The following is a 23,644-nucleotide window of genomic DNA, read 5'->3' as shown; positions in this document are numbered from 1 at the left end:
GGCAATTTTTCTTTAATTCTAGTAAATTAAGCGCTTTTGACGTGCAAAAATCACAGGGGATTATTAGGCCATGCTAAATACATTGATGAAAAAAATGTTTGGTAGTCGGAATGAGCGGACCTTGAGACGCATGGAGAAGGTTGTGCTGGCTATCAATGGTTTTGAGCCAATGATGCAAAGCCTCTCTGATGAGCAATTGGCAGCAAAAACCCAAGAATTTAAAACGCGCCTGGAGCAGGGTGAATCGCTTGATGAAATGCTGGCTGAAGCATTTGCGGTTGTCAGGGAAGTCTCTGTACGGACAATGGGATTGCGGCATTTTGATGTGCAATTGATTGGGGGAATGGTTCTGCATGAAGGGAATATTGCCGAGATGCGAACTGGTGAAGGTAAAACCCTCGTAGCCACATTGCCCGCTTACTTAAACGCTATTAGCGGTTTAGGTGTCCACGTGGTGACTGTAAACGATTATCTCGCTAAGCGGGATAGCCAGTGGATGAAGCCAATCTATGAATTTCTGGGCTTAACGGTTGGAGTCATTACCCCCGACATGGCGCATCCAGCAAAACAGGAAGCGTATAAAGCCGATATCGTCTATGGAACCAATAATGAATTTGGCTTTGATTATCTGCGCGATAATATGGCATTCAGCCTGGCAGATAAGGTTCAGAGAGAGCTAAACTTTGCTATCGTCGACGAAGTCGATTCCATTCTCATTGACGAAGCGCGAACGCCTTTAATTATTTCTGGTGCTGCAGAGGGCAGCTCTGATTTCTATGTGAAAGTAAATAAACTGATCCCCCAGCTTAAGAAACAGGAGGAAGAAGGTGATGGCGGCCATTACACCGTAGATGAGAAGCAGAAACAGGCGCATCTGACTGAGTCTGGTCATCAGCTTATTGAAGAGTTATTGACCAATGAAGGTTTGCTCGATCCAGGTGAAAGCCTCTATCATGCAAGTAATATCATATTAATGCATCATGTCAATGCGTCCTTGCGCGCCCATGTCATGTTCCATCGTGATGTAGATTATATCGTCAAAGACAATCAGGTTGTTATTGTTGACGAGCACACTGGACGAACCATGCCCGGTCGTCGATGGTCCGAAGGGTTGCATCAGGCTGTTGAAGCCAAGGAACGAGTGGCTATCCAGCATGAAAATCAGACGCTTGCCTCTATTACTTTCCAGAACTTCTTCCGCATTTATAATAAGCTGGCTGGAATGACTGGTACTGCGGATACTGAGGCCTATGAGTTTCAGCAGATTTATAACCTTGAAGTGGTTGTTATTCCAACCAATCGTTCCATGCAGCGCCAGGATCAAGCGGATCTGGTTTATCTGACTCAGAAAGATAAATACGAAGCGATTATTGAAGATATCCGTGATTGTATTTCCAGACGTCAGCCAGTACTGGTCGGTACGGCTTCCATTGAAGCCTCTGAGCTGGTTAGCCGCCTCCTGGATAAAGTCAAGATCAAGCATCAGGTGCTCAATGCAAAATTCCATGAAAAAGAAGCGCATATCATTGCTGAAGCGGGTCGGCCGGGTGTAGTCACAATTGCTACCAATATGGCGGGCCGGGGAACTGACATCGTATTGGGAGGCAGCTTGTCTGCCGCTCTGGCTGAGTTGCCTGCCGATGCTTCAGAAGCTGATCGTCAGAAAGTAAAAGAAGAATGGCAAAAGCGTCATGAAGAAGTATTAAAGGCAGGGGGCTTGCGAATTATTGGTTCCGAGCGCCATGAATCTCGCCGTATTGATAATCAGTTGCGAGGTAGAGCAGGCCGTCAGGGGGATCCTGGCAGCAGCCGCTTTTATCTGTCGCTGGAAGACAATTTAATGCGTATCTTTGCTTCAGAGCGTGTGGCGAATATGATGCGCCGTCTGGGAATGAAACCTGGAGAGCCTATCGAACACAACCTGGTTACAAAAGCAATTGAAAATGCACAGCGTAAATTGGAAGGTCATCATTTTGATGTGCGTAAGCAATTACTGGACTACGATAATGTTGCCAACAACCAGCGTAAAGTGATTTATAGCCAGCGGGCTGAAATTATGGCAATGAGTGATCCTAAGGAAACTGTCGATTCAATGCGCGAAGATGTAATATTCGGTCTGGTTGATAGTTACATTCCTCCGCAGAGCCTTGAAGATCAATGGGATTTAAAGGGCTTAGCCACTACCCTGCAGGAAGATTTTCAAATTAAAGCGGATGTAGAAAGCTGGGTTGAAAACGATCACTCCCTGCAACCTGAACAAATCAGGGATCGAATTTTTGATTTATGCTTGAAACGCTATGAGGAAAAAGAACAGCTGGCTGGACGCGAAGTGCTTTCACAATTCGAGAAGTCAGTGATTCTTCAGACGATGGATACTCAATGGCGTGAGCACCTTGCAGCAATGGACCACCTGCGTCAGGGAATCCACTTAAGAGGTTATGCTCAAAAAGATCCGAAGCAGGAGTATAAACGAGAAGCGTTTACATTATTTACAATGATGTTAGACAATTTGAAATACGATATTATTCGTCTGCTCACCTCGGTTCAAGTGCAGACTGAAGAAGATGTGAATGCTGTCGAGGAGCAGCGCCGCTCTGAACAGGTTCAGAAAATGCAATTCATTCATGAAGATGAGTCGCTAGCTGAACAAGACCAGCAGCAAGAAGGGCAAACTACTTTTCGCCGGACAGAGCAAAAAGTAGGGCGTAATGAGCCTTGTCCTTGTGGTTCTGGCAAAAAATATAAAAGCTGTCATGGTAGTCTGGTGTGAAAGTAGCCGTTGCAGTCATTGTTGACCACTTACAGAAAATTCTCATTACTCAAAGGCCCTTGCATGTTCCGCATCCAGGGGCCTGGGAATTCCCTGGGGGTAAAGTCGAAGCCTCTGAAAATGCAGCGGGTGCGCTGATTCGAGAAGTGCATGAAGAAGTGGGTTTAACTGTTGAGAAGTATGATTTCTTAGGCGAAGTTGTCCATTCTTATGGGGCAAAGCTCGTTCAACTCCAGGTTTTTCTGGTCTCTCATTTCTCAGGCACTGCCGTTTGTAAGGAATCCCAACTTGACCTAAGATGGGTAAGCCTTAATAACCTTAGCAATTTTGAGTTTCCAGAAGCTAACCTTAAAATTATCCCAATGATAGAAAAGGCCCTTTTCAAGTAACAGTCAGATAACGTTCTCTAACCAGTTTCAGTATTTCTAAGAGTCAGCACGTCGCAGCTTGCATGATGCATGACCGCATTGGCTGTACTTCCTAAAAATGCGGGTATGCTTGAGCTATGACTGCCAAGGATAACCAGATCGCAGCCTAAGTCTTTAATTTTCTGTAAAATATGCTGAGAAGCTGTGCCAATTTCAATGTATTGCTGTTCGGGCGGGATACCCAGACTTTCGCAGAGTAAGTCCATAACTGTTTGGGCATCTTCCTTGGATGGCTTGGCAATTTCAGCAAATCCCAGGCTTTGTGCGAATTGAAGCGACTTGGGGGGCTCGATGACATGAAGAAAATGAAGCTCGGCATTAAACGCTTTTGCTAACTTCACTGCCTGTTGACAGTAAATCCTATGATTTTCTTTTAAGTCCGTCGCGTGCAGAATTATTTTATACAAGATTGCCTCATCCATAAAACAGGTATCAACTTAATTGTAGTTTCTTTCAGTAAAAACAACAACCTTATATTAGCTTCTACGTCCCTCGGGCAAGCCGAGCGACATGAGGAGTAGGGCAGCTCATTGAACCATGCTGTGACGTAGCAGCCCAATCCTAAAATTTAAACCCTGGTCGATCATTATCCTGTTCGAGTGAATTCATGGCCTGTTCTGCAGACTTCACAAAGGGAGAGGTAAATGAATCCTCTCTGTGAGCATGTATGCCAAATTTCGAAAGAGGCCCTGCATTTTTTGCTCGTGACGGATTTTGATTTCCTTTCCGTTTTTTTAGGGTATCAGTATCTTCGTTGTCATTAGCTCTTTTGAAAACCGCACCACCTGCCAGTACCTCATCTTCTTGCAAGGGATCTTCAGGTAATAGAGGGGGTTCATTAGAATAATCCGAAGACATTAATGCCAAAGCAGATGCTGCCATTAATTTCTTCTGCTCAAACTCATCAACGCAGGTTTCATTGAAGTTTCCACTGCCTATAAATTCTAAATTTTCTGATATTTGCAGCTGAATCGGCTTTTCAAATGGAAATGAACCAACATATCTCACCAAGAATGTCGGGGTACTGTGAAACCTGGTATTAACAAACTTGCCGAGCTTTTCTAATTGGGGACATTTGCCGAGATAAGTGTCAATATCGCCTGGGATATCGATTGATCTATCCAGGGCGCTTCCCATTTCAATAGCAATAAACCCGCCCACTTCCAAACCCATCTGCGCCTGGCTAATGAGTGGCATCATAAAGTTTTTGAACCAGTCCTCATATTTTGGATACAATTTATGTGATTGTAGTTTGCCTGGATAGTTTTCTTTATCAAAATAAGGAGGAGAGGTTAACATCATGTGGTTGGGCTTGCCGTCTGGGCATAACTGAGCTTGTGTGAGGGCTTCCATTGGAAGTGCATAAGTAAAGGTTTGGAAGTTTTTAGGTTGATGGTTTGCAATGATCTCTTTATAGGCTGGTACCAGCTTAGTGTTCGGATCGGTTCCAACATAACGATTAACGCCCAAAGGGGAAGCACCAAAGGCACCTGCCATCCGATCGGCCCATCCCATACATAAATCGAGATAGCTTTCCACTGAGTAGCCATATTCTCTTTTCAGGAATTCAACAAGAGAACCTACGTATAAGGGATGATACTGGTTTACACCATATTTTCTTATAAGTGCATATCTTATTTTTGAACATGAAAGATGCATGTCAAGCCTGTGAAAATTATACATATCTGACGGTGTATTTCCAGATAGATTGGGAGCAGCCACCGCAGTTTGTGCTTTCTGGGCATTTTTTCTGGCATTCATCGCTGTCTGGCGAAGTTGCCCACAAAAAAATGAAGCCAGATTATCTTCACTCCAGGCACTTAAAGGAGTATAGGCATTTGTTTTGGCCCTTTGTCCATTGCTAACGGCATAACGGAAAGGATCCATATAGCGGGCTGAGACAGACGCTCCAACTAGAGTTTGTGGAAAACTGTCGTTAAAAGACAGGGTCAGTTTTTTTGTTGTACCAAGCTTTGGCATAATATTTTTTAAAGCTTGCAAATCTTTTTCCGCGTCTTTTCTGCTTATCTGTTCAAATGGGAGTTCCAGTTTCTTTTCCCTGATTTCTTTGAGCAATCGTAAACCAATCATTTGGCATATCAGGAATTCAATGGTGTCAACTTTAAGCGCCCTTTCATCGGGGCTTAAAGACGAGTGGCAGATCTGGATATAATTCTGCACTTCAATCAATTTGCTCTTAAAATAATCTGCACTGATTAAGATATTTGCTTCGAAATTAAGAAAGTCGAAGCGATCACTGAATAAAATAGAAGTAATCAGTTTGAGTAGTTGAGGATTATCTTTCACTTCTTTTTCAGTAGGAATGAAATCCGAAGGAGATGCGTTTATAAGTTTTTTTTGTGAAAAGTACTTATAGTTCTTCATTACTTTAAAGTTAATATTTTCATAAGCTGTGCAATCGACATTATATTCTTTGCTAAGGAGATTGATTATTTGCTGAGAGTTATTTAAAAAACGGGGCATAGTAATTGATACCAGAATAGTGCTTCAAAATCGGCTATTTTAGGTATATTGACGATAAACTGTCAATAAATAGATCATTTTGATTTAATTATTTAGAGATTGTAAAACAGGTTTGGGTCGGGTTTTTTACAATAGAATCTGATACCTTACTTCCATCGGGTAGTTGAATTTTCGGTGAGATTTCCAATAAGGGGAGAAACATAAAATCCCGCTCCAGTAAACGTGGATGCGGGATTTGAAGCCGCGGATGTTGTGAGAAACACTTTCCAATAATTAAAATATCAATATCCAGGGTACGAGAACCCCAGCGTAATCTTCTGATCCTGCCATGAGTTTTCTCAATCTGCTGGCATTGTTTCAACAAATCCAAAGCCCGGAGTCCTGTTTTAACCTTAATGACTGTATTACAAAAACAAGGCTGAATTTTTCTGCCCCAGGCGACACTCTCATACAGACTGGCTGTTTTGAGTACCTGGGTCTTAGGTAACGAAGCTATGGCCTGAATTGCCGTTCGTATCTGTCTTTCAGGACTTTTCAAGTTACTTCCAAGCGCAAGATAGCAAATCATTCTGAAACCGATTTGCTCCGTTGTCTGCGTCTGGGTTTTCTTGACGGAGGGGGGGATATTTCATTGATCATTTCATGCTGCCTGCTTTCGTCTGCATCCTGAAAATTTGTCCACCATTGGGCAAGTTCCATGGATTCATCACCAGCTAGCGCCCTTAGTGCCAGAAAATCGAACGCTGCCCTGAATCGGGGATGTTGCAACAAATTAACCGCTCTTCCGCCATGCCGTTTGGTAAAGCGAAATTGCAAAAGCCAGATTTCACGAATAACCTGAGTAAACCGTTTGGGAATAGCAATGACCTTATTCTGTTCAAAAATCACATGATTCATTGCTTTTTCCAGTGCCGATAAGGGCGGTAAATTTTCTGCTTGCTGATAAATCGCTGCCTGCTGTTTCAGAGGAAACCAGAGCAATACGGCAAAAAGAAAGGCAGGAGTTACCGGTTTATTACCTTGTATTCGGGTATCTGTACTTTCCAGAGCAATTCCTAATAGCGCACTCACCGGATATTCGGAATGAAGCAATTGCGAGGTTTGGCTAAAGAGTTCTGCAAATAAGCCATGCTCAATCAGCAAGCGCTGAACGGCCTCACCTTGTCCGCATTGATAGAGCTTGGTAATCTCATCGAATAATCTGGAGCTTGACACATGACGTATTAACGAACTCATCTTCGTCAAGGGTTTCGCAGTTTCTTCTTCCAGAGCAAAATTAAGTTTGGCGCTGAAACGAATGGCACGAAGCATCCTCACCGGATCTTCCTGATAGCGAATGAGTGGATCTCCTATCATACGCAATTGTCTGCGATGTATGTCTTCCACTCCGCCTGTGAAGTCGACAATGGAAGAATCTTCGATATTATAGTAAAGTGAGTTAACGGTAAAATCACGCCGCCAGGCATCTTCATCCAGACTACCGTAAACATTATCGCGCACAAGCATGCCGCGCTCATTAACCTGCTGGCTTTCATCAATTGACTGATTACCGCGAAATGTGGCTACTTCGATAATATCGCGATGGAATATAATATGAACTAATTTGAAGCGGCGACCAATAATACGGGCATTTCTAAATAAGCTTTTAATCTGGCTGGGAGTAGCGTTAGTTGCCACGTCAAAATCTTTGGGAGCCTGGCCTAAAAGAAGATCACGCACGCTTCCTCCAACAAGATAAGCTTGAAAGCCAGCGCCATTGAGGCGGTTTAAAACCTTCAGGGCATTAGGACTGATATCCGTTTTTGAAACATTATGCTGTGTGCGGGGTATGATGAAGCTGGCTTCTATAGGAGTATGTTTTCCCCTGGACTTTCGCAACAGCTTTTTTATTAACTTAATTATTGTGGTCACCTAAATAAAGATTGTATAACGCTGTCTATTATAGCTAAGATATGTAGTAAAGTGAAATGGTTATGTTTAATTAAAATCATAGTCTTATTCTCAAGAGAAAATACATTTTTTTTAGCTCAATAAATAATTGATTTCGATCAAGTCATGAGAATTACAAATGGATATGTTGGATATCATATTTAGTCTGATAGCATTGGTTATATTGGAGATTGTACTAGGAATAGACAATTTAATCTTTTTATCAATCCTTACAGAAAAATTGCCTTTGGAGCAACGTAAGGCCGCCAGACGATGGGGGCTTACATTTGCCTGGGTGACCCGTTTATGCCTGTTAGCCTCAGCGGTCTGGCTGGCAGAACTTAAGCATCCCTTATTTTCAATTGCTAAATTTTCCTTCTCGGCACGGGATCTTTTTCTTTTCGCGGGCGGTGCGTTTCTCATCGTCAAGGCGACACAGGAAATTCATGATGAAGTGGGAGAACATCCCCCGCTTATGATTGATAAGCCCTCCAGGAAAACCACTATGAAATCGGTGGTGACACAAGTTGCAATTATGGATGTGGTATTTTCACTGGACAGCGTTCTAACTGCGATTGGCCTGACTAACCGCTTCTGGGTTATGGCGGCTGCAATTACCTGCGCTATTCTGGTAATGATTTATGCCAGCGAACCAGTCAGCCGTTTCATCGATAAACATCCGACGATAAAAATGCTGGCCTTGTCTTTTCTTATTTTAATAGGTACGGTTCTTATCGCAGACAGCTTCTCATTCCACGTTCCTCGGGCTTATGTATATTTTGCGATGGGTTTTTCCATTAGTGTAGAATTGCTTAATATGCTAAGACGCTCACGTCATAAGCGAAAAAGAATTCATAAGTAACATATTGTAGAGCTTAGCTCTACATTTTCATCGACTGCGACAGCTTTTCAGCTAATACTGAAAAAAGGAGCATAGGTTTGAGTTGGTTGAAAGCAACCTGTCTCAGTTTGAGAAATGCTTTTGTAAATTTAAAATTACCATCTTTCAAAAGATGGTAAGCCGGCTTATTACGGGCCAGCTCGTGCAAAAACTCCTCTCGTGAGGAGAATAAAAGCGATGGCGTTTGAAATCCTGATGCGGGGGAGTTGATTTTCCGAATCACAGTCTCTTCGCTTTGCCTCAAGTCTTTTAAAATATCTGGGGGAATGGTTAATAATTTTGTGCCGGCAACTGAAAGCACTTGCTCTTTATTCCTGAAGCTCGCTGCCATAATTTCAGTAGAAATCGCATGGGCACTGTAATAGTCAACAATGGTTTGTATCAGCTCTACCCCCGGGGATTGTTTCGATTCGATATGATTATTGGAATAATATTCATTCAGACGCCCCACAAAAGGAGAAATAAGTGTAACTTTCGACTGTGCACAGGCTGCCGCCTGAACCAGGGAAAACACCAGAGTTAAATTACAATGGATCCCTTGTTTTTCCAATTCTTCTGCTGCCTTTATACCTTCCCAGGTTGCTGCTACTTTTATCAGAATACGGTCAGGCGCGATTCCATTTTTTTCGTAAAGGGAAATTAAGTATTGGGCCCGCTTGATTGTTTCGATTGTATCGAAACTTAAACGAGGATCCAGTTCACTGGAAATTCTGCCAGGAATTACCTGTAAAAGTTCTGTTCCAATTTTGGTAATGAAGCGTGCTGCAAAGCGAATGGCCTGCGGGTAACCGGAATTATCATCTTTTTCAGCTTCGGTCAGGGCTTCTTTCAATGTCCGTTGGTAATCCGGATTAAGTGCGGCATCCAGAATCAGTTTGGGGTTGGTTGTTGCATCGCGTGTTTGAAATTCATTTAACAGTTTGATATCCCCAGTATCTGCAACCACTTCAGAGTACTGTTTAAGTTGTTCTAGCTGGTTCATCATACCACCTCTCCATCATTGCCATGAATTGGGCTATATTGCTATTCCTGCTTATACAAGAATAGCAATAATTTGAGGAAGGTGCTGAAACCAGATTATTCCTCTATTTCAACCATTTCAAAATCTTCTTTTCCTGCTCCGCAATCCGGACAAAACCAATTCTCGGGAACGTCTTCCCAGCGAGTCCCTGGCTCAATGCCATCCTCGGGCCAGCCTTCCTGTTCATCGTAAATAAAACCACAAATCACACAAATGTATTTTTTGAAATCCTGCATAAATGAAAGTCTCTACCTTAAAAAAGCTGTAATTTAACGATTGTATTTTGTCTTGTAAAGTAAATTACAGTTAAGTATAGAAAGTGGTTATTTTTGATCAAATGGTTAAAAAAAGGTAGAATGACCGCTTTCTTAGGCAAAGGAGTCGTCGTGAGTCAGTCTCAACAACTTTTTAATGAAGCTCAGGTCATTATCCCAGGCGGAGTTAATTCTCCTGTTCGTGCATTTAGAGGGGTCGGCGGTGAGCCCATATTCTTTAAACAGGGGAAGGGAGCTTATCTCATCGATGCAGACAATCGGCATTATATCGATTATGTGGGATCGTGGGGGCCATTGATTCTTGGGCATTGTCATCCAAAGGTAATCGAAGCGGTTTCTACTGCTCTCCATAATGGAATGAGTTTTGGTGCGCCTACCGAGCTGGAAATTCGCCTTGCCGAAAAAATAATCCAGTTAATGCCCTGTATTGAAAAAATACGTATGGTTAATTCCGGCACTGAGGCGACAATGACTGCGATTCGCCTGGCCAGAGGATTTACCGGAAAAAATAAAATCATTAAATTTAATGGATGCTATCATGGTCACAGCGATAGTTTACTTGTCAAAGCCGGTTCAGGTCTTTTAACTTTGGGAATTCCGTCTACTCCAGGTATTCCAGCCAGTATTACTGAACACACACTGACTGCAGATTTCAATGATCTTGCGTTTACCGCGCAATTATTTGAGGCCTATGCCGATGATATTGCAGCGGTAATTCTTGAACCAGTGGCCGGCAATATGGGATTTGTTTTACCTCGGCCTGAATTTTTAAAGGGTTTGCGCGAACTTTGCGATCATTACAATTCGCTACTGATTTTTGATGAAGTGATGACTGGTTTTCGTGTTGCACTGGGTGGTGCACAGGCGGTTTTCAGCATTGAACCGGATATTACGACATTAGGGAAGGTGATTGGCGGCGGCATGCCAGTAGGTGCGGTAGGCGGCAAGGCCGCGATTATGAGCCATCTTGCTCCAGAAGGAAAGGTTTATCAGGCGGGAACTTTATCGGGCAACCCTTTGGCAATGGCCGCGGGATTAGCCACATTAACTGAAATAGAAAAGCCTGGTTTTTTTGAAAATCTTGGGCAAACAACACAAAACCTGGTTCAGGCCCTGGCCGAAGCGGCAGACTCATTAAATGTACCATTTTGCTCAGCATCACTGGGCGGAATGTTCGGTTTCTGCTTTAGCGAAGCATCACAGGTCTTTGGCTATGAAGACATTGCGGCATCTGATGAAGCACTATTTAAACGCTTTTATCACGGCATGCTCAACAAGGGCATTTACTTTGCGCCGTCTCTCTACGAAGCTGGGTTCGTATCTTCTGCACATCAGAAAGAAGAAATTAAGATGACACAGGAGGCAGCGGCAGAGGTGCTGGAAGCGTGTTTTAAAATCGGGGCCTGATTTTATTTTGTCTTGAGATTTGTTTTTCCTGCAGAGGATTTTAAACCCCTCTCTCTAACTCTCTCCCCTGAGGGGAGAGAGGACTTTTAAGGAAGGTTCCTCGAAAACTGATTATTTAAACCCAAACACTTTCTCTGCAATCATTGCTTCTTCATCGCCCCGTATTACCAGAATATTATGACCTACATCCGAAATATTATCGCAGCTTTCTATCTTCTCGGAGTTTTTTTCCTCATCGATAAAAAAATTAAAATGCTTAAGCGGACTTAAAATCATTTTACGGATTTGAACGGCATTTTCACCAACCCCGCCAGTAAAAATAAGCGCGTCGAGTTGCTCTATTTGGCTGAGATAAGATCCTATTACTTTTTGAATGGTATAAACATACATATGAATGGCCAGCTTTGCCTTTGGATCGCCTTTTGTGAATCGAGAGGATAAATTGCGCATGTCATTATCGCCGCCAATACCATAAAGTCCGCTTTTTTTGTTTAACAGATGATCTACCTCTTTGGGGCTTAAGCCTTTATCTATCAGGTAGAGTGGAATTGCCGGGTCAATATCGCCGCAACGCGTTCCCATAACCAGGCCAGCCAGTGGGGTTAACCCCATTGTAGTATCTGCGGACATTCCTCGTTTAATCAGGCATGCACTGGCTCCATTTCCCAGATGCAGGCTGATGAAATTACAGGCGTTCAAAGGCTTATCGAGGAACTGAGCAGCGCGTCTGGCAACATATTCATGATTAATGCCATGAAAACCGTAACGCCTGATTTTAAATTGCTTACTGACTTCCATGTCAATTGGGTAATTGTAGACATGATCAGGCATTTGATGATGAAACCCGGTATCAAAAACAGCGACATGCACTGCTTCCGAAAAATTCTGCTGCGCCAGCTCAATCCCAATTACATTAACGGGATTATGTATCGGCGCAAGAAAACTTAATTCTTTAATTTGCTGGAGCGTTTCCGGAGTAATGATAGTAGGTTCAAACAAGTCTGTACCTCCATGTACAACCCGATGACCAATACGTGTCAGTGGATGATGGGCGAGATCTGATTTCAAGCGGGTAGACAATAGTGAAAACGCCTCGGCATGATTGGCTAATTGCTCCTGTGAAACGGAGCTGTTTTTAAAGTGGTGATGCCAGCTGGCACTCGACTCGGCAATTCCTTCAATCAGACCGCTTAGCAAAAGCTTGTGACCTTTGCTGGAAAACGTATAGGCCTTGTATTTAATAGAAGAGCTGCCCGCATTAATTGAAAGAATATTCATAGTTTTTCCCGGTTGACCTGAAGTGCCGTAACCAGAATCGTATTGATTACATCCTGGGGTGTGCAACCTCTGCTTAAATCATTAATAGGTTTATTTAACCCCAGTAATACAGGGCCAATAGCCAATGCACCACTTTCCCTCTGTACTGCCTTATAAGTGTTATTGCCTGTGTTCAAATCTGGAAAAATTAACACATTGGCTTTGCCGGCCACTTTGGAATCAGGCATTTTCTTCGCGGCGACTTCTGCGTCAACCGCTGCGTCATATTGCAAGGGACCCTCAGCCGCTAACTTAGGATGTTTCCGACGTAAAATTTCCATGGCGCCCGCCACTTTCGCTACACTTTGGCCTTTTCCGGATTCTCCTGAAGAATAGGACAGCAAGGCCACTTTGGGACTTATTCCCAGCCTTCTTGCCATATCGACTGCCTGTTCAGCAATTTCTGCGAGCGTTTCACTGTCTGGTTCTGGATTAATAGCGCAATCGCCATAAATCAGCACTCGGGTAGGCATACACATGATGAACACAGAAGATACCTTGGAAATTCCCGGTTTTGTTTTAATAATTTCCAGAGCAGGACGTACCGTATCTGCGGTAGTATGGGCCGCACCCGATACCATCCCATCGGCTTCACCACTGTAAACCATCATTGCGGCAAAATAATTCACATCCGTCATACGCTCAAGCGCGATGGGGAAATTGATATTTTTATGCTGCCTTAGTTTGAAATACTCATTAGCAAAAATTACCTTGTCAGTGGACTTGTCAATGTCAATAATACGGACATTGGGAAGTTCCAGTTCCAGGCGTTTGGAATGCATTTTGATTTTTTGCGGATCACCAATGAGCGTAATTCTGACTACATTGCGTTTGAGTAAATAATCCGCAGCAATGAGGATTCTGCTGTCTTCGCCTTCAGGAAGAACGATGTGGCATTTTTTTTCTCTGGCTTTGCGGATTAATTCATAGAGAAACATAGCCGGACTCATTGAGCGAATATACGTTTTGCTGCTTAATACACTCAACAAGGGCTGTGACAGATAAGGCACCAGTGCCTGCATCGCTGTTTTAACCCGTTCCTCGTCATGGGAACTAAGGCTGAATTTTGCTGAAAATAATCTGGTCGCCGTTTCATAGGTTTTGTGTTCGACCAATAATACAGGGAAGCAATGCTCAAGACCGGTAATGATATTCCGGATAATAATTCCTGGTTTTTCCCCACCGGTCAGAACAATTCCAGCGATTTTGGGATAGTTGGCGGATTGTTCGGCCAGTAATGAACCCAGCAGAATGTCGATTCGATCATCCGGGGTAATAATCAGCATGCCGCCCCGGTCCAGACGTGACTCGAGAAAGTTACCTATGGTTTTTGCTGCGATGGTAAATTGCCGAACTGGTCTGTCCAGTTCCTCTTTACCGCAAAGGACTTCAGCCTCCAATAATTCTGCGATCGCTTTGACCGAAGGGCTGGATAATTGCTCAAATTCAGGGATAATTACAAGAAACGGGATAGATGCAAACTGTTTTTTAAATAATAATTCCGCCTCTGTTTCATCCTGCACACGGCTGATAATGATCCCGGCAACGGCCACATGGGAACGCCTGCACATTTCAATTGCCGTATTGAGTACTGCCAGAGTATGTTCCAGTGTTCTGTCTTTTGAGGAAACGACCAGAAATAATGAGCAGTTTAACTGGTAAGCCATGTTAATGTTAAACTGAAACTCATACACATCATTGTCGCTTTCAAAATCAGTACCTTCAAAATAATCGAGAGACGAGGTGTTATCGAGCTGGGTTTTTTCAAGGACCATCCCGAACAGATCATCAGGTTGGGTTCGCATCATGGATATAGCCTGGTTTACGTCCATAATTGCAGGAACCACAGTGCCGGTGGTTTTTTCTAACAGGCACTTCTGGGCGTCGTCTTTTTCACTGAAAAGCTTGAAGCAGCGAAACGCAATATGCTCTGCTAACAAGGTAGAAACGATACCCAGGGAGATAAAGGATTTGCCCGCTCGTTTCTCTATACCTGATAGATATATTTTTTTGTGCATATTGATTCTCTCTGGGTCAGTCTTAGTTGATTTTAGACTATCCGGATATCCAAGTTAAGAACTTTAATACAGTTTTTTATTTAGTCACTCATTAAAAGGGTGGGGTAAAGGCATAGACAGCTTAATAATTGCATGGCATAGTCAAAACAGGCAATCTAACAGAAGGACGTATTGTGTCGACAGAAGATAGAATCCAATCAGCCTCAACTAATTGGCCGCAAGGTGTATTTGCTCTGTTTTGTATTCAAATTTTTTCGACTTTAAGTTTTAGCGTTCTCTATTCCACTCTTGTTCTGTATATGACTGGCCCCTTAAATCTATCGGCACAGAATGCCAACAGTATAATGGGTGTATTTGTCGCCTTCAATTTTGCTCTCCATCTGCTGGGTGGTTGCTGGGGTGGCCGCTATCTTTCCAACCGAATGTTGTTCAGCATTGGAATGCTTGCTCAGGTTATTGGTTGTATTTTGCTTTCAACGGAGAGTCTGACTTACCTTTATTATGGACTTGCTGCATTTTTGACAGGTTGTGGTTTGAACGTCACTTGTATCAACTGCATACTGACGCAATTGTTTTCTCCTGAAGACACTCGCAGGGAAACGGCTTTTTTATATAACTATGCCGGTATGAATATTGGTTTTTTCGTGGGATTTACTTTAAGCGGGTATTTCCAATTATCTCAGGGATATGAACGATTATTTTTATTAAGCAGCCTGGGAAATTTAATAGCGCTGGTTATTTGTCTTTATAATTGGCCATCTCTCGCTGATAAGGATACGATTTATGCCAGGCTGCCAAGACGAAAGCAGAAAAAGTTTCTTGTATTAGGCGCCATAATGGTCTTCCTGCTATTCCTTCTACTGCAGCCTTTGCTTCATTTCGCCGCGTTTGCTAACAAGCTGGTTCTGACAACCGGGGGAATAATGCTGCTGGTGATATTGTACATTGCAAGATCACAGGACACCCCTGTGGCTCGAGACAAGATTTATGCCTTTATTACGTTGATGGCGGTAAGCATTGTATTCTGGACCTTGTATCAGATAGGACCAATGGGTCTTACCCATTTTATTGACCATAATGTACAGCGCCACTGGCTATTTGTGACCATTCCACCGCAGTGGTTCCAGAATATTAATACAATTTGTATTGTTTTCGGCGGACCGTTATTAAGTGTGATACTAAATAAATTAAGAGCCCGTAATATTGGTGTAAATATTCCCACTCAATTCGCGATTGCCCTGGTATTTATTGGCGTTGCCTTTGCAATATTACCTATAGGTATCAGTCATGCAGATGCCAGGGGACTGACTTCCCCGTTTTGGGTTGTTAGCAGCTTTATTTTACAGAGCGCAGGCGAATTATTAATTTCACCCATAGGCTATGCAATGGTGGGGAGCCTGGCTCCGGCCTCGTTGCAGGGGGTAATGATGGGAATGTGGATGCTGACCACAGGTGTGGGAGCAACGCTTTCCAGCTATAGCTCTAACTGGATGACCGCCGGGATGAATAGCGTTGAACCGCTTATTACGAACCCAGGATATGGCCGCGTGTTTCTTGTTCTGGGTATAACGGCTATCGCTGCCGGTTGTTTGCTATTTACATTGACTCCCTTATTGAAGCGGTGGATGTATAAATCCACGCTTAGTTCAAAAACAAATGTCAGCACACTAGCTGCAATTGGATAAGAATTCAAAGGATCACTGCCTGTTCATGAAGAGCTAATCGGGATACACTGTTGTCAGTTGTATTTTTGAAGAGCTCTTCATGTGAGTAATCCCTTTATCCCTATAGAAACTGCCCAAATTGTCTGGCAGGAAAACATTCCTTATTCACTTTTGTACCAAGACTCCTATTTTTCCGGAGAAAATGCTTTGTCAGAGGCGAGAGATGTTTTCATAGAAGGTAATGATTTAATCAATCGCTGGCTAAAATTACAGCCTCTTGCACGCAAGCAATTTTGTATTGGAGAAACAGGATTCGGAACTGCCTTAAACTTTCTTATAACCTGGCATTACTGGCTTCAACATGCGCCTGAAGAGGCAATATTGTATTATTACAGTTGTGAAAAGCATCCATTATCTATTGCTGATTTGAAAAAATGTCTTGCTCAATGGCCTGAGTTTGAATGCTTATCGGCCGAGTTGATTAGCCAGTATCCTCTATTGACGCCAGGATTTCATTATCTTTCTCTTTCCGAAGGAAAAGTCAAATTAATTCTAATGCTGGGCGAGGCAGACTCCTGTTTTAAGCAGCTATCAGTCTCAGGTGATTTAAAACTGGATACCCAGCTGAAATGTGCAGGATTTGATGCCTGGTACTTTGATGGCTTTGATCCTGAAAAAAATGAATCCATGTGGAGTGAAGATCTCTTTAAGGTGATTGCCTTGCTGTCCAGGCCGGCCTGCACATTCGCGACACGGTCTACGGGAAGCAGGGTTAAAGACAATTTATTAACCTGTGGTTTTATAATCAATAAACAAAAGAAACTGGATGCGAAGACTGATATGCTAAGCGGGGAACTTCTTACCGCACGGTATAATGGCGGCAGACGAAGTACTCCCTGGCATTTTTCAACAAAAAAAGAAGTAGCAGCCCGCAAGGCAGCTATTATAGGGGCAGGTCTTGCAGGAGCAATGACTGCCAATGCGCTGGCTCGGCGGGGATGGAAAGTCACAGTGCTTGAACGGGCAGCCAATCCAGCTCAGGGCGCCTCAGGAAACTCGCAGGCGATATTATATCCTCAGCTATCTGCTTTTAAATCTCCACTGACCGATTTCATGCTGATGGCCTATCTTTATGCGCTGCGTTTTTATAAGCAATTACCAGCCATTGAAAAGTTTGCAGATTTAAAGGGTATTATTCAACTTGCTTATAGTGATAAGGAACGTAAATTACAGTCCAGTTTAAAAAAATGGCTCGAACGATATCCTGAAATGGCTGTTCCAATCGATGCAAAAGAGGCTTCTCAAAAGGCTGGTATTGTTTTGGAAAATGGAGGTTTGTTTATACCTGAGACCGGATGGATCGATCTGCCTGAGTTATGTCGTTTTTTACTTGAGCATCCAGGAATTAATACTCAGACTGATACATCTATTTCTCAAATTCACTACGAGAATGGATACTGGCTGGTTAATAGCCAGAGAGCGGAAGTCCTGGTTATTGCAAATGGATATCAGGCAAATCAGTTTGAGCAAACCAGCTGGCTGCCATTGAAACCTATCAAAGGGCAGATGACCTGGATTGATGAATCATTGGAAAGTCGAGCTTTAACGCGGCCTCTGTGCGGCGATGGTCATGTGCTGCCTGCGCGAAATGGTCTTCATGCCTTGGGTGCTACATTTGAATTAGGTTTTACGCATGATCAAGCGGATAACCAGGGGAGCCAGCTGAACTTGAACAGGCTTTCCACCTTGGCTGCTAATGTAAACTGGCAAAAAGAGGTTCGTGAACAATGGGCCGGTGTCCGGGCTGCAGCTCCGGATTATCTTCCAGTGGTAGGACCTGTACCTGATGAGCATACGTTTTTGCAGCGCTTTGCAGAATTGGCCGATGACTCCAAACGCTGGATTGCCGCGAGTGGGAGCTATCTTCCCGGATTGTATCTGTGTTCAGGATTTGGATCGCGTGGTTTGACCAGCGTGCCTGTCTGTGCGGAATGGCTTGCCGGGCTTATAAATAATGAACCTGGATTTCTGCCCAGAGACACTATCCGAGCACTATCAGCGGGTCGTTTTTTAATCAAACGTATTGTGTTTGGGAAAAAATAGTAATTATGCACAAAAAATAGATTCTGCGTTCAAATAACTTTTCCTTGATTCTGATTGCAGAGATAGTTAATCTTGGCAGCATTTGTTAAGACCGACTGCCATGAGGGGTTTGTTGTGTTAAGTATTGAAATTTTTCAAATAGATGCGTTCACTGACAAGATTTTTCATGGTAATCCAGCGGCAGTCTGTCTCTTAAGCGACTGGTTAAATGATGAGTTGATGCAGGCAATCGCGGTAGAGAACAATTTGTCCGAGACTGCATTTGTCATTGAAACGAGTAATGGCTTTCATATCCGCTGGTTTACTCCTAAAGGCGAAATCAGTCTTTGCGGTCATGCCACTCTGGCAGCTGGATTCGTTCTGTTTGAACTGGGCAAGTGCAGCGGCGATGTGATTCATTTTTCCAGTATCGGTGGACAGTTAAGCGTCAAAAAGAAATCAGAGCGTTACATGCTTGATTTCCCCAGACTCGGATATTCTCAAATCCATGCACCGGAACAATATGAGACGCTGATCGATCAGAAAGTAGTGGAGTTTTATGAAAGTGAACTGGATTATCTGTTTCTGCTTTCTGATGAAACTTCGGTCGCTTCGGCACAAATAGATTATCGAAGTTTAAGCTTATTACCCAAACGCGGTTTAATTATTACGTCAGCTGCAGCAGATCATGATTTTTACTCGCGCTGTTTTTATCCCAAGCATAATATCACTGAGGATCCGGTAACTGGATCAGCGCATTGTGTACTGGCACCATTTTGGGCTGAACGCTTGCAAAAGAATACTTTAAAAGCAGTTCAGGGTTCTTTAAGAAAAGGCGAGCTTTGGTGTGAGGTTTCCTCTGACAGAGTATATATAACTGGCAGCTGCAAGTGGTTTCTTAAAGGCCAGCTGGTGATTTAGTATTTGTTTCTCACAGTCTCACTGTCCTTGAGTTACAGAATGGGTGTTAAACTTAAAAGAATGTTCTCTCTCTAACTCTCACTGCCATTAAGTTAAGGGGTTATGTCATTCCCGCGAAAGGCGGGAATCCATTCCTCAGTATGTAGGTTGGGCCAAGGGCCCAACATTGAGTTCTGGAGTGGTTCAACCCCTTTGTTGGGCCAAGGGCCCAACCTACAATAATTCCTTAACTTAATAGCAGTGAGGGCTAGGGTGAGGATTGCTTTAAGGGGAGAGAGAATTTTTAAAGCATCGTCTGAATGTCCGTGGCAAGTTTTAATATTATGGTTTATGCTGAATAAGTCGTCGGTAAAGACGATTTTTATAAATTGACTAAGGATAGTTAAAATGATGAACAATTGGAACAGCGTTATTTTCTTAAAAACTGAAAAATCATCTTCTGACATGATGAACATGATGTCCAAATGGGACGGCATAGAAAATATGTGGTCAACCACTGGCGATTGGGATTGGTGCATCAAGCTGGATAGCAAATCTTCAAGCCCTGAGAAAACTGAAGAGTTTGTTAATCGCATGCGTGAAGGCCATTGGGCTACTCAAACCAAAACCAATTGGTGGAAGCAAATCGATAAACGATAAGCTGAAATTGTTTATCGAGTGTTAAAGATTTGGTGCGCAATCCAGACTAAGCATTGATGATTTAATTTGGATTGCTCACGCAAGCCTCACTATAGTCCATATCGGTTGTGTTCATTTAAGCTCTTGCTATTTCACATAAATTGCTTTTTAAAACTTCTTTCTTTTCGTCTTGCCATACATCATCCATCATGTAAAAATGCCAACACACTCAGGATGGAATCATGTTATGACTGAATCTGCAGGGAAACGATTTAGGTTATTAGTAAAAACCCAGGCACCACTTCAGGTGATGGGAACAATTAATGCATATTGCGCTATGCTGGCAGAGCGTGCAGGTTGCCAGGCAATTTATTTATCTGGAGCAGGTGTCGCCAACGCATCTCATGGTTTACCGGATTTGGGTATGACCAGTTTGCAGGAAGTTGCTGAAGATGCGCGACGGATCACCTCTGTTAGCGAGCTTCCACTTTTAGTGGATGTCGATACCGGTTGGGGGCATGCATTCAACATTGCCAGAACAATCAGGACAATGGAAGATGCGAAGGTTGCCGCCATTCATATAGAAGATCAGGTTATTGCCAAGCGTTGCGGCCATCGCCCCAATAAAGCAATAGTCAGTATGAGCGAAATGGGCGATCGGATAAAAGCCGCGGTGGATGCGCGTACTGATGAACAGTTTGTCATTATGGCAAGAACAGACGCTTACTCGGTAGAAGGCATGACTGCTGCTATTGAGCGTGCCCAGCTTTGTGTAGAACTGGGTGCTGATATGATTTTCCCAGAGGCAATGGCTTCGCTTGATGAATATAAGCAATTCACAGACAGTTTACCTGTACCCGTTCTGGCAAATATCACCGAGTTTGGCAAGACCCCTCTATTCACGCGCGACGAGCTGAAGAAGGCAGGTATCAGCCTTATTCTTTACCCGCTGAGTGCTTTCAGAGCTATGTCAAAAGCTGCTTTACAAATGTATGAAACAATTCTGAATCAGGGAACCCAGTCTTCATTGCTTGACTCAATGCAAACGAGAGAAGAATTATATGATGTTTTGGGATATCACCGCTATGAACAAATTTTGGATCAACTGAGGGAGAAAGAGGATGGTCAATAATACAGCCGGATTAGCTGGAGTTGTTGCTGGGCAGTCAGCAATTTGTACAGTAGGTAAAGCTGGAAAGGGCTTAAACTACCGAGGATATTCGATTGATGACTTGGCCCTGTATGCCAGCTTTGAGGAAGTGGCCTATCTTCTTCACTACGGTCATTTACCCACTCAAAAAGAGCTGGATGCTTATAAAGACAGATTGATGAGCCTGCGCAAATTACCTGAGCCATTAAAACAAGTCCTTAAAATGATTCCCAGGAATTCACATCCGATGGATGTATTAAGAACAGCGTGCTCGTTTCTTGGAAACATTGAGCCGGAAACTGATTTCAAGCAGCAATATGATATTGCTGATCGTCTGCTAGCCTCATTTCCGGGAATGATTTGCTATTGGCATGCCTATCATTTTGAAGGTAAGGAAATTAGTCTGGAAACCGATGAAACGTCCATCGGCGGCCATTTTCTGGCAATGCTTCATGGCAGAAAGCCCGAAAAACTCGAACGAGATATGATGAATGTTTCATTGATTCTTTATGCAGAGCATGAATTTAACGCGTCTACTTTTGCTGCCAGAGTTACTGCTGCCACATTGTCTGACTTTTATTCTGCAATTACTTCAGCTATTGGTACTTTGCGTGGACCCTTGCATGGCGGTGCCAACGAAGCGGCGATGGAAATGCTGGAACAGTTTAAAAACCCCGATGAGGCAGAATCACGGTTGATGTCAATGCTGGCTAATAAAGAAAAAATTATGGGATTCGGCCATCGGGTCTATACCGTGAGTGATCCGCGTTCGGATATTATCAAGGAATGGTCGAAGAAATTAGCAGAAGTTCGTAATGACACTCAGTTATATCATATTTCTGAGCGGGTTGAAGCTGTAATGCGCAGAGAAAAGAAGCTCTTTCCCAATCTGGATTTCTACAGTGCCTCGGCATACCACTATGCAGGTATTCCAACTCCTCTGTTTACCCCGATTTTTGTGATGTCCCGTATCACCGGATGGGCTGCCCATGTCTTTGAACAGCGAGCGGATAACAAGCTGATCAGGCCTACTTCAGAATATACCGGACCAGAGCCAAAATCTTACCTGCCCATTGAAAAACGAGGTTAATATGCATTCCTATGTTGAAGATAATGTAAAACCAGATTATGACTTGGTGATTCAGGATATTGCAGACTATGTTCTGAACTATGAAATAAATAGCCCTGAAGCTTATGAGACTGCCAGGCTGTGCCTGATGGATACTCTGGGCTGTGGAATGCTGGCGCTTAATTTTTCAGAATGCACCAAGCTCCTGGGGCCTGTTGTACCGGGAGCTGAACTGCAGGGTGGGGCAAGAGTGCCAGGAACATCCTATGAACTGGATCCGGTTCAGGCGGCTTTTAATATTGGCGCGATGATTCGCTGGCTCGATTTTAACGATACCTGGCTTGCGGCAGAATGGGGACATCCATCTGATAATTTAGGGGCAATTCTTGCAGTTGCCGACTACATAAGCAGACTCAATTTAAAGCAGGGCAAGTCGCCTTTGTATATGCAGGATGTCTTGACTGCTATGATCAAGGCGCATGAAATACAGGGTTGTCTGGCACTGGAAAACAGCTTTAATCGTGTCGGACTGGATCATGTTTTTCTGGTCAAAGTGGCCAGTACAGCGGTTGCAGCCCAATTGTTGGGTGGTGATCGCGATATGCTGTTAAGAACCTTATCGCAGGTTTTTGTTGATGGCCAAAGCCTTCGCACCTATCGCCATGCGCCTAATGCCGGTTCACGAAAATCCTGGGCTGCCGGCGATGCTACTTCGCGTGCAGTTCGTCTGGCATTGATTGCCAAGGCGGGTGAAATGGGTTATCCAAGCGCCTTGTCAGCACCCAAATGGGGCTTCTATGATGTGCTTTTCAAAGGCAAGCCATTCGCTTTTCAAAGACCCTATGGCAGTTACGTTATGGAAAATGTCCTCTTTAAATTATCCTTTCCGGCGGAGTTTCATGCACAAACTGCCGTGGAATGCGCAGTGAAACTTCATCCGGAGGTTATTGCAAGGTTTGATGAGATTAGTCAAATTAAGATGATTACCCACGAATCGGCTATTCGTATCATTAGTAAGCAGGGGAAGCTTCATAATCCGGCGGATAGAGATCATTGCCTGCAGTACATGGCTGCTGTTGCCTTATTGCATGGTGATTTAAGAGCTGAGCATTATGAAGATGATTATGCTTCCGATCCACGTATCGACCAGCTGCGGGAACTGATGCATGTTACTGAAAATGAATCTTTTTCCAAAGATTATCATGATCCGGACAAACGTTCGATTGCCAACAGTATGCAACTGGTGTTTAAAGATGGAAGCCAATCTGAATTGATAAGCATTGAGTATCCAATTGGACATAAGAGACGTCGTGCTGAAGGGATCCCGGTGTTAAATGATAAATTTATGCGTAACCTGAAAACCCGCTTCTCAACGCCGCAAACTGAAAAAATAGCCTCTGCCATGTATGATACCAATTCACTGGCTGCGATGTCTGTGGATCAATTTATGGCGATATGGCAGGTTAAATAACTACATTGCCATAACCTTAGGGGAATTCTTACAGGTTGGGCCCTTGGCCCATAGCGGTCAGGCTAAGAAGTAATGTTATCCCCTCTCCCCCGCTGCGCGTGGTGGAGAGGGGACTCTTA

General features: G+C 43.5%; 19 protein-coding genes. 11 read left to right on the top strand and 8 right to left on the bottom strand.

What is annotated here, in order from left to right:
• The first annotated feature begins 70 nt into the window (after positions 1-70).
• Both secA and LXA66_RS02560 read left to right on the top strand, forming a co-directional pair.
• Positions 71-2,770, top strand: a complete 2,700-nt coding sequence (secA, locus tag LXA66_RS02565; protein WP_233011787.1) for a preprotein translocase subunit SecA — start codon at positions 71-73, stop codon at positions 2,768-2,770.
• A complete protein-coding gene (locus tag LXA66_RS02560) occupies positions 2,767-3,159 on the top strand; it encodes a (deoxy)nucleoside triphosphate pyrophosphohydrolase (RefSeq protein ID WP_233011786.1) in 393 nt (130 codons plus the stop codon). Before secA ends, LXA66_RS02560 begins: the two co-directional genes overlap by 4 nt.
• A gap of 17 nt (positions 3,160-3,176) precedes the next feature.
• On the opposite strand, the gene LXA66_RS02555 is transcribed toward LXA66_RS02560, so the two are convergent.
• The 4 genes from LXA66_RS02555 to pcnB all read right to left on the bottom strand — a co-directional run bounded on the left by LXA66_RS02555 (position 3,177) and on the right by pcnB (position 7,563).
• Positions 3,177-3,605, bottom strand: a complete 429-nt coding sequence (locus tag LXA66_RS02555) for a universal stress protein (protein ID WP_233011785.1) — start codon at positions 3,603-3,605, stop codon at positions 3,177-3,179.
• Positions 3,606-3,759: 154 nt separating this feature from the next.
• Positions 3,760-5,682 (bottom strand): hypothetical protein, encoded by a 1,923-nt coding sequence (locus tag LXA66_RS02550; protein ID WP_233011784.1) that lies wholly within the window; start codon positions 5,680-5,682, stop codon positions 3,760-3,762.
• Positions 5,683-5,770: 88 nt separating this feature from the next.
• Positions 5,771-6,250, bottom strand: coding sequence for a 2-amino-4-hydroxy-6-hydroxymethyldihydropteridine diphosphokinase (gene folK, locus LXA66_RS02545; RefSeq protein WP_255665100.1), 480 nt, complete (start codon positions 6,248-6,250; stop codon positions 5,771-5,773).
• A complete protein-coding gene (gene pcnB / locus LXA66_RS02540; RefSeq protein WP_233012053.1) occupies positions 6,247-7,563 on the bottom strand; it encodes a polynucleotide adenylyltransferase PcnB in 1,317 nt (438 codons plus the stop codon). Before pcnB ends, folK begins: the two co-directional genes overlap by 4 nt.
• A 187-nt stretch (positions 7,564-7,750) precedes the next feature.
• On the opposite strand from pcnB, the gene LXA66_RS02535 reads away from it, so the two are divergent.
• Complete coding sequence (locus LXA66_RS02535) at positions 7,751-8,473, top strand: TerC family protein (RefSeq protein WP_133140022.1); 723 nt, start codon at positions 7,751-7,753, stop codon at positions 8,471-8,473.
• A 19-nt stretch (positions 8,474-8,492) separates the two neighbouring features.
• Here LXA66_RS02535 and LXA66_RS02530 read toward each other — a convergent pair whose 3' ends face one another.
• Both LXA66_RS02530 and LXA66_RS02525 read right to left on the bottom strand, forming a co-directional pair.
• On the bottom strand, positions 8,493-9,497 hold the full coding sequence (locus LXA66_RS02530) for a transaldolase family protein (RefSeq protein WP_233011782.1): 1,005 nt from the start codon (positions 9,495-9,497) through the stop codon (positions 8,493-8,495).
• Positions 9,498-9,589: 92 nt separating this feature from the next.
• Entirely contained in the window at positions 9,590-9,769 is a 180-nt protein-coding gene (locus tag LXA66_RS02525) for a rubredoxin (protein ID WP_058508349.1), read from the bottom strand.
• Positions 9,770-9,919: 150 nt separating this feature from the next.
• Here LXA66_RS02525 and hemL point away from each other — a divergent pair, with 150 nt between their 5' ends.
• Positions 9,920-11,215, top strand: a complete 1,296-nt coding sequence (gene hemL, locus LXA66_RS02520) for a glutamate-1-semialdehyde 2,1-aminomutase (protein WP_233011781.1) — start codon at positions 9,920-9,922, stop codon at positions 11,213-11,215.
• A 111-nt stretch (positions 11,216-11,326) separates the two neighbouring features.
• On the opposite strand, the gene LXA66_RS02515 is transcribed toward hemL, so the two are convergent.
• Both LXA66_RS02515 and pta read right to left on the bottom strand, forming a co-directional pair.
• Positions 11,327-12,493: an acetate/propionate family kinase gene (locus LXA66_RS02515; RefSeq protein WP_233011780.1), complete on the bottom strand. Its 1,167-nt coding sequence runs from the start codon at positions 12,491-12,493 to the stop codon at positions 11,327-11,329.
• Positions 12,490-14,550: a phosphate acetyltransferase gene (gene pta / locus LXA66_RS02510; RefSeq protein ID WP_233011779.1), complete on the bottom strand. Its 2,061-nt coding sequence runs from the start codon at positions 14,548-14,550 to the stop codon at positions 12,490-12,492. The genes LXA66_RS02515 and pta overlap by 4 nt, the downstream gene beginning before the upstream one ends.
• Positions 14,551-14,723: 173 nt before the next feature.
• On the opposite strand from pta, the gene LXA66_RS02505 reads away from it, so the two are divergent.
• The 7 genes from LXA66_RS02505 (at position 14,724) to LXA66_RS02475 (ending at position 23,525) form a co-directional block, all read left to right on the top strand.
• Positions 14,724-16,235 carry an oligopeptide:H+ symporter gene (locus LXA66_RS02505; protein ID WP_233011778.1) on the top strand — a complete coding sequence of 504 codons (1,512 nt, stop codon included), beginning with the start codon at positions 14,724-14,726 and terminating at the stop codon, positions 16,233-16,235.
• A gap of 81 nt (positions 16,236-16,316) precedes the next feature.
• Positions 16,317-18,317, top strand: coding sequence for a bifunctional tRNA (5-methylaminomethyl-2-thiouridine)(34)-methyltransferase MnmD/FAD-dependent 5-carboxymethylaminomethyl-2-thiouridine(34) oxidoreductase MnmC (gene mnmC, locus LXA66_RS02500; protein WP_233011777.1), 2,001 nt, complete (start codon positions 16,317-16,319; stop codon positions 18,315-18,317).
• Positions 18,318-18,431: 114 nt separating this feature from the next.
• Positions 18,432-19,217: a PhzF family phenazine biosynthesis protein gene (locus tag LXA66_RS02495; RefSeq protein WP_233011776.1), complete on the top strand. Its 786-nt coding sequence runs from the start codon at positions 18,432-18,434 to the stop codon at positions 19,215-19,217.
• Positions 19,218-19,607: 390 nt separating this feature from the next.
• The gene (locus LXA66_RS02490) at positions 19,608-19,856 is read left to right on the top strand and encodes a hypothetical protein (protein ID WP_058508394.1); all 249 of its coding nucleotides are present in this window, start codon (positions 19,608-19,610) and stop codon (positions 19,854-19,856) included.
• A 226-nt stretch (positions 19,857-20,082) separates the two neighbouring features.
• Positions 20,083-20,967 carry a methylisocitrate lyase gene (prpB, locus tag LXA66_RS02485; RefSeq protein ID WP_233011775.1) on the top strand — a complete coding sequence of 295 codons (885 nt, stop codon included), beginning with the start codon at positions 20,083-20,085 and terminating at the stop codon, positions 20,965-20,967.
• On the top strand, positions 20,957-22,075 hold the full coding sequence (prpC, locus tag LXA66_RS02480; protein ID WP_112218401.1) for a 2-methylcitrate synthase: 1,119 nt from the start codon (positions 20,957-20,959) through the stop codon (positions 22,073-22,075). Before prpB ends, prpC begins: the two co-directional genes overlap by 11 nt.
• 1 nt (position 22,076) lies before the next feature.
• On the top strand, positions 22,077-23,525 hold the full coding sequence (locus LXA66_RS02475; protein ID WP_233011774.1) for a bifunctional 2-methylcitrate dehydratase/aconitate hydratase: 1,449 nt from the start codon (positions 22,077-22,079) through the stop codon (positions 23,523-23,525).
• Positions 23,526-23,644: the final 119 nt, after the last annotated feature.

Origin of the sequence: Legionella sp. 16cNR16C (assembly GCF_021297775.1) — a bacterium.
GTDB classification, from domain to species: domain Bacteria; phylum Pseudomonadota; class Gammaproteobacteria; order Legionellales; family Legionellaceae; genus Legionella_C; species Legionella_C quinlivanii_A.
The sequence above is the reverse complement of the archived record's forward strand: the minus strand, read 5'-3'. Positions and strand labels throughout refer to the sequence as shown.

Bases quoted from the DNA above. Each gene is read 5' to 3' on its own strand.
- secA (WP_233011787.1), top strand. From the start codon at position 71: ATGCTAAATACATTGATGAAAAAAATGTTTGGTAGTCGGAATGAGCGG.
- LXA66_RS02550 (WP_233011784.1), bottom strand. From the start codon at position 5,682: ATGCCCCGTTTTTTAAATAACTCTCAGCAAATAATCAATCTCCTTAGC.
- folK (WP_255665100.1), bottom strand. From the start codon at position 6,250: ATGATTTGCTATCTTGCGCTTGGAAGTAACTTGAAAAGTCCTGAAAGA.
- LXA66_RS02535 (WP_133140022.1), top strand. From the start codon at position 7,751: ATGGATATGTTGGATATCATATTTAGTCTGATAGCATTGGTTATATTG.
- LXA66_RS02530 (WP_233011782.1), bottom strand. From the start codon at position 9,497: ATGATGAACCAGCTAGAACAACTTAAACAGTACTCTGAAGTGGTTGCA.
- LXA66_RS02525 (WP_058508349.1), bottom strand. From the start codon at position 9,769: ATGCAGGATTTCAAAAAATACATTTGTGTGATTTGTGGTTTTATTTAC.
- LXA66_RS02515 (WP_233011780.1), bottom strand. From the start codon at position 12,493: ATGAATATTCTTTCAATTAATGCGGGCAGCTCTTCTATTAAATACAAG.
- pta (WP_233011779.1), bottom strand. From the start codon at position 14,550: ATGCACAAAAAAATATATCTATCAGGTATAGAGAAACGAGCGGGCAAA.
- LXA66_RS02490 (WP_058508394.1), top strand. From the start codon at position 19,608: ATGAACAATTGGAACAGCGTTATTTTCTTAAAAACTGAAAAATCATCT.
- prpB (WP_233011775.1), top strand. From the start codon at position 20,083: ATGACTGAATCTGCAGGGAAACGATTTAGGTTATTAGTAAAAACCCAG.
- prpC (WP_112218401.1), top strand. From the start codon at position 20,957: ATGGTCAATAATACAGCCGGATTAGCTGGAGTTGTTGCTGGGCAGTCA.
- LXA66_RS02475 (WP_233011774.1), top strand. From the start codon at position 22,077: ATGCATTCCTATGTTGAAGATAATGTAAAACCAGATTATGACTTGGTG.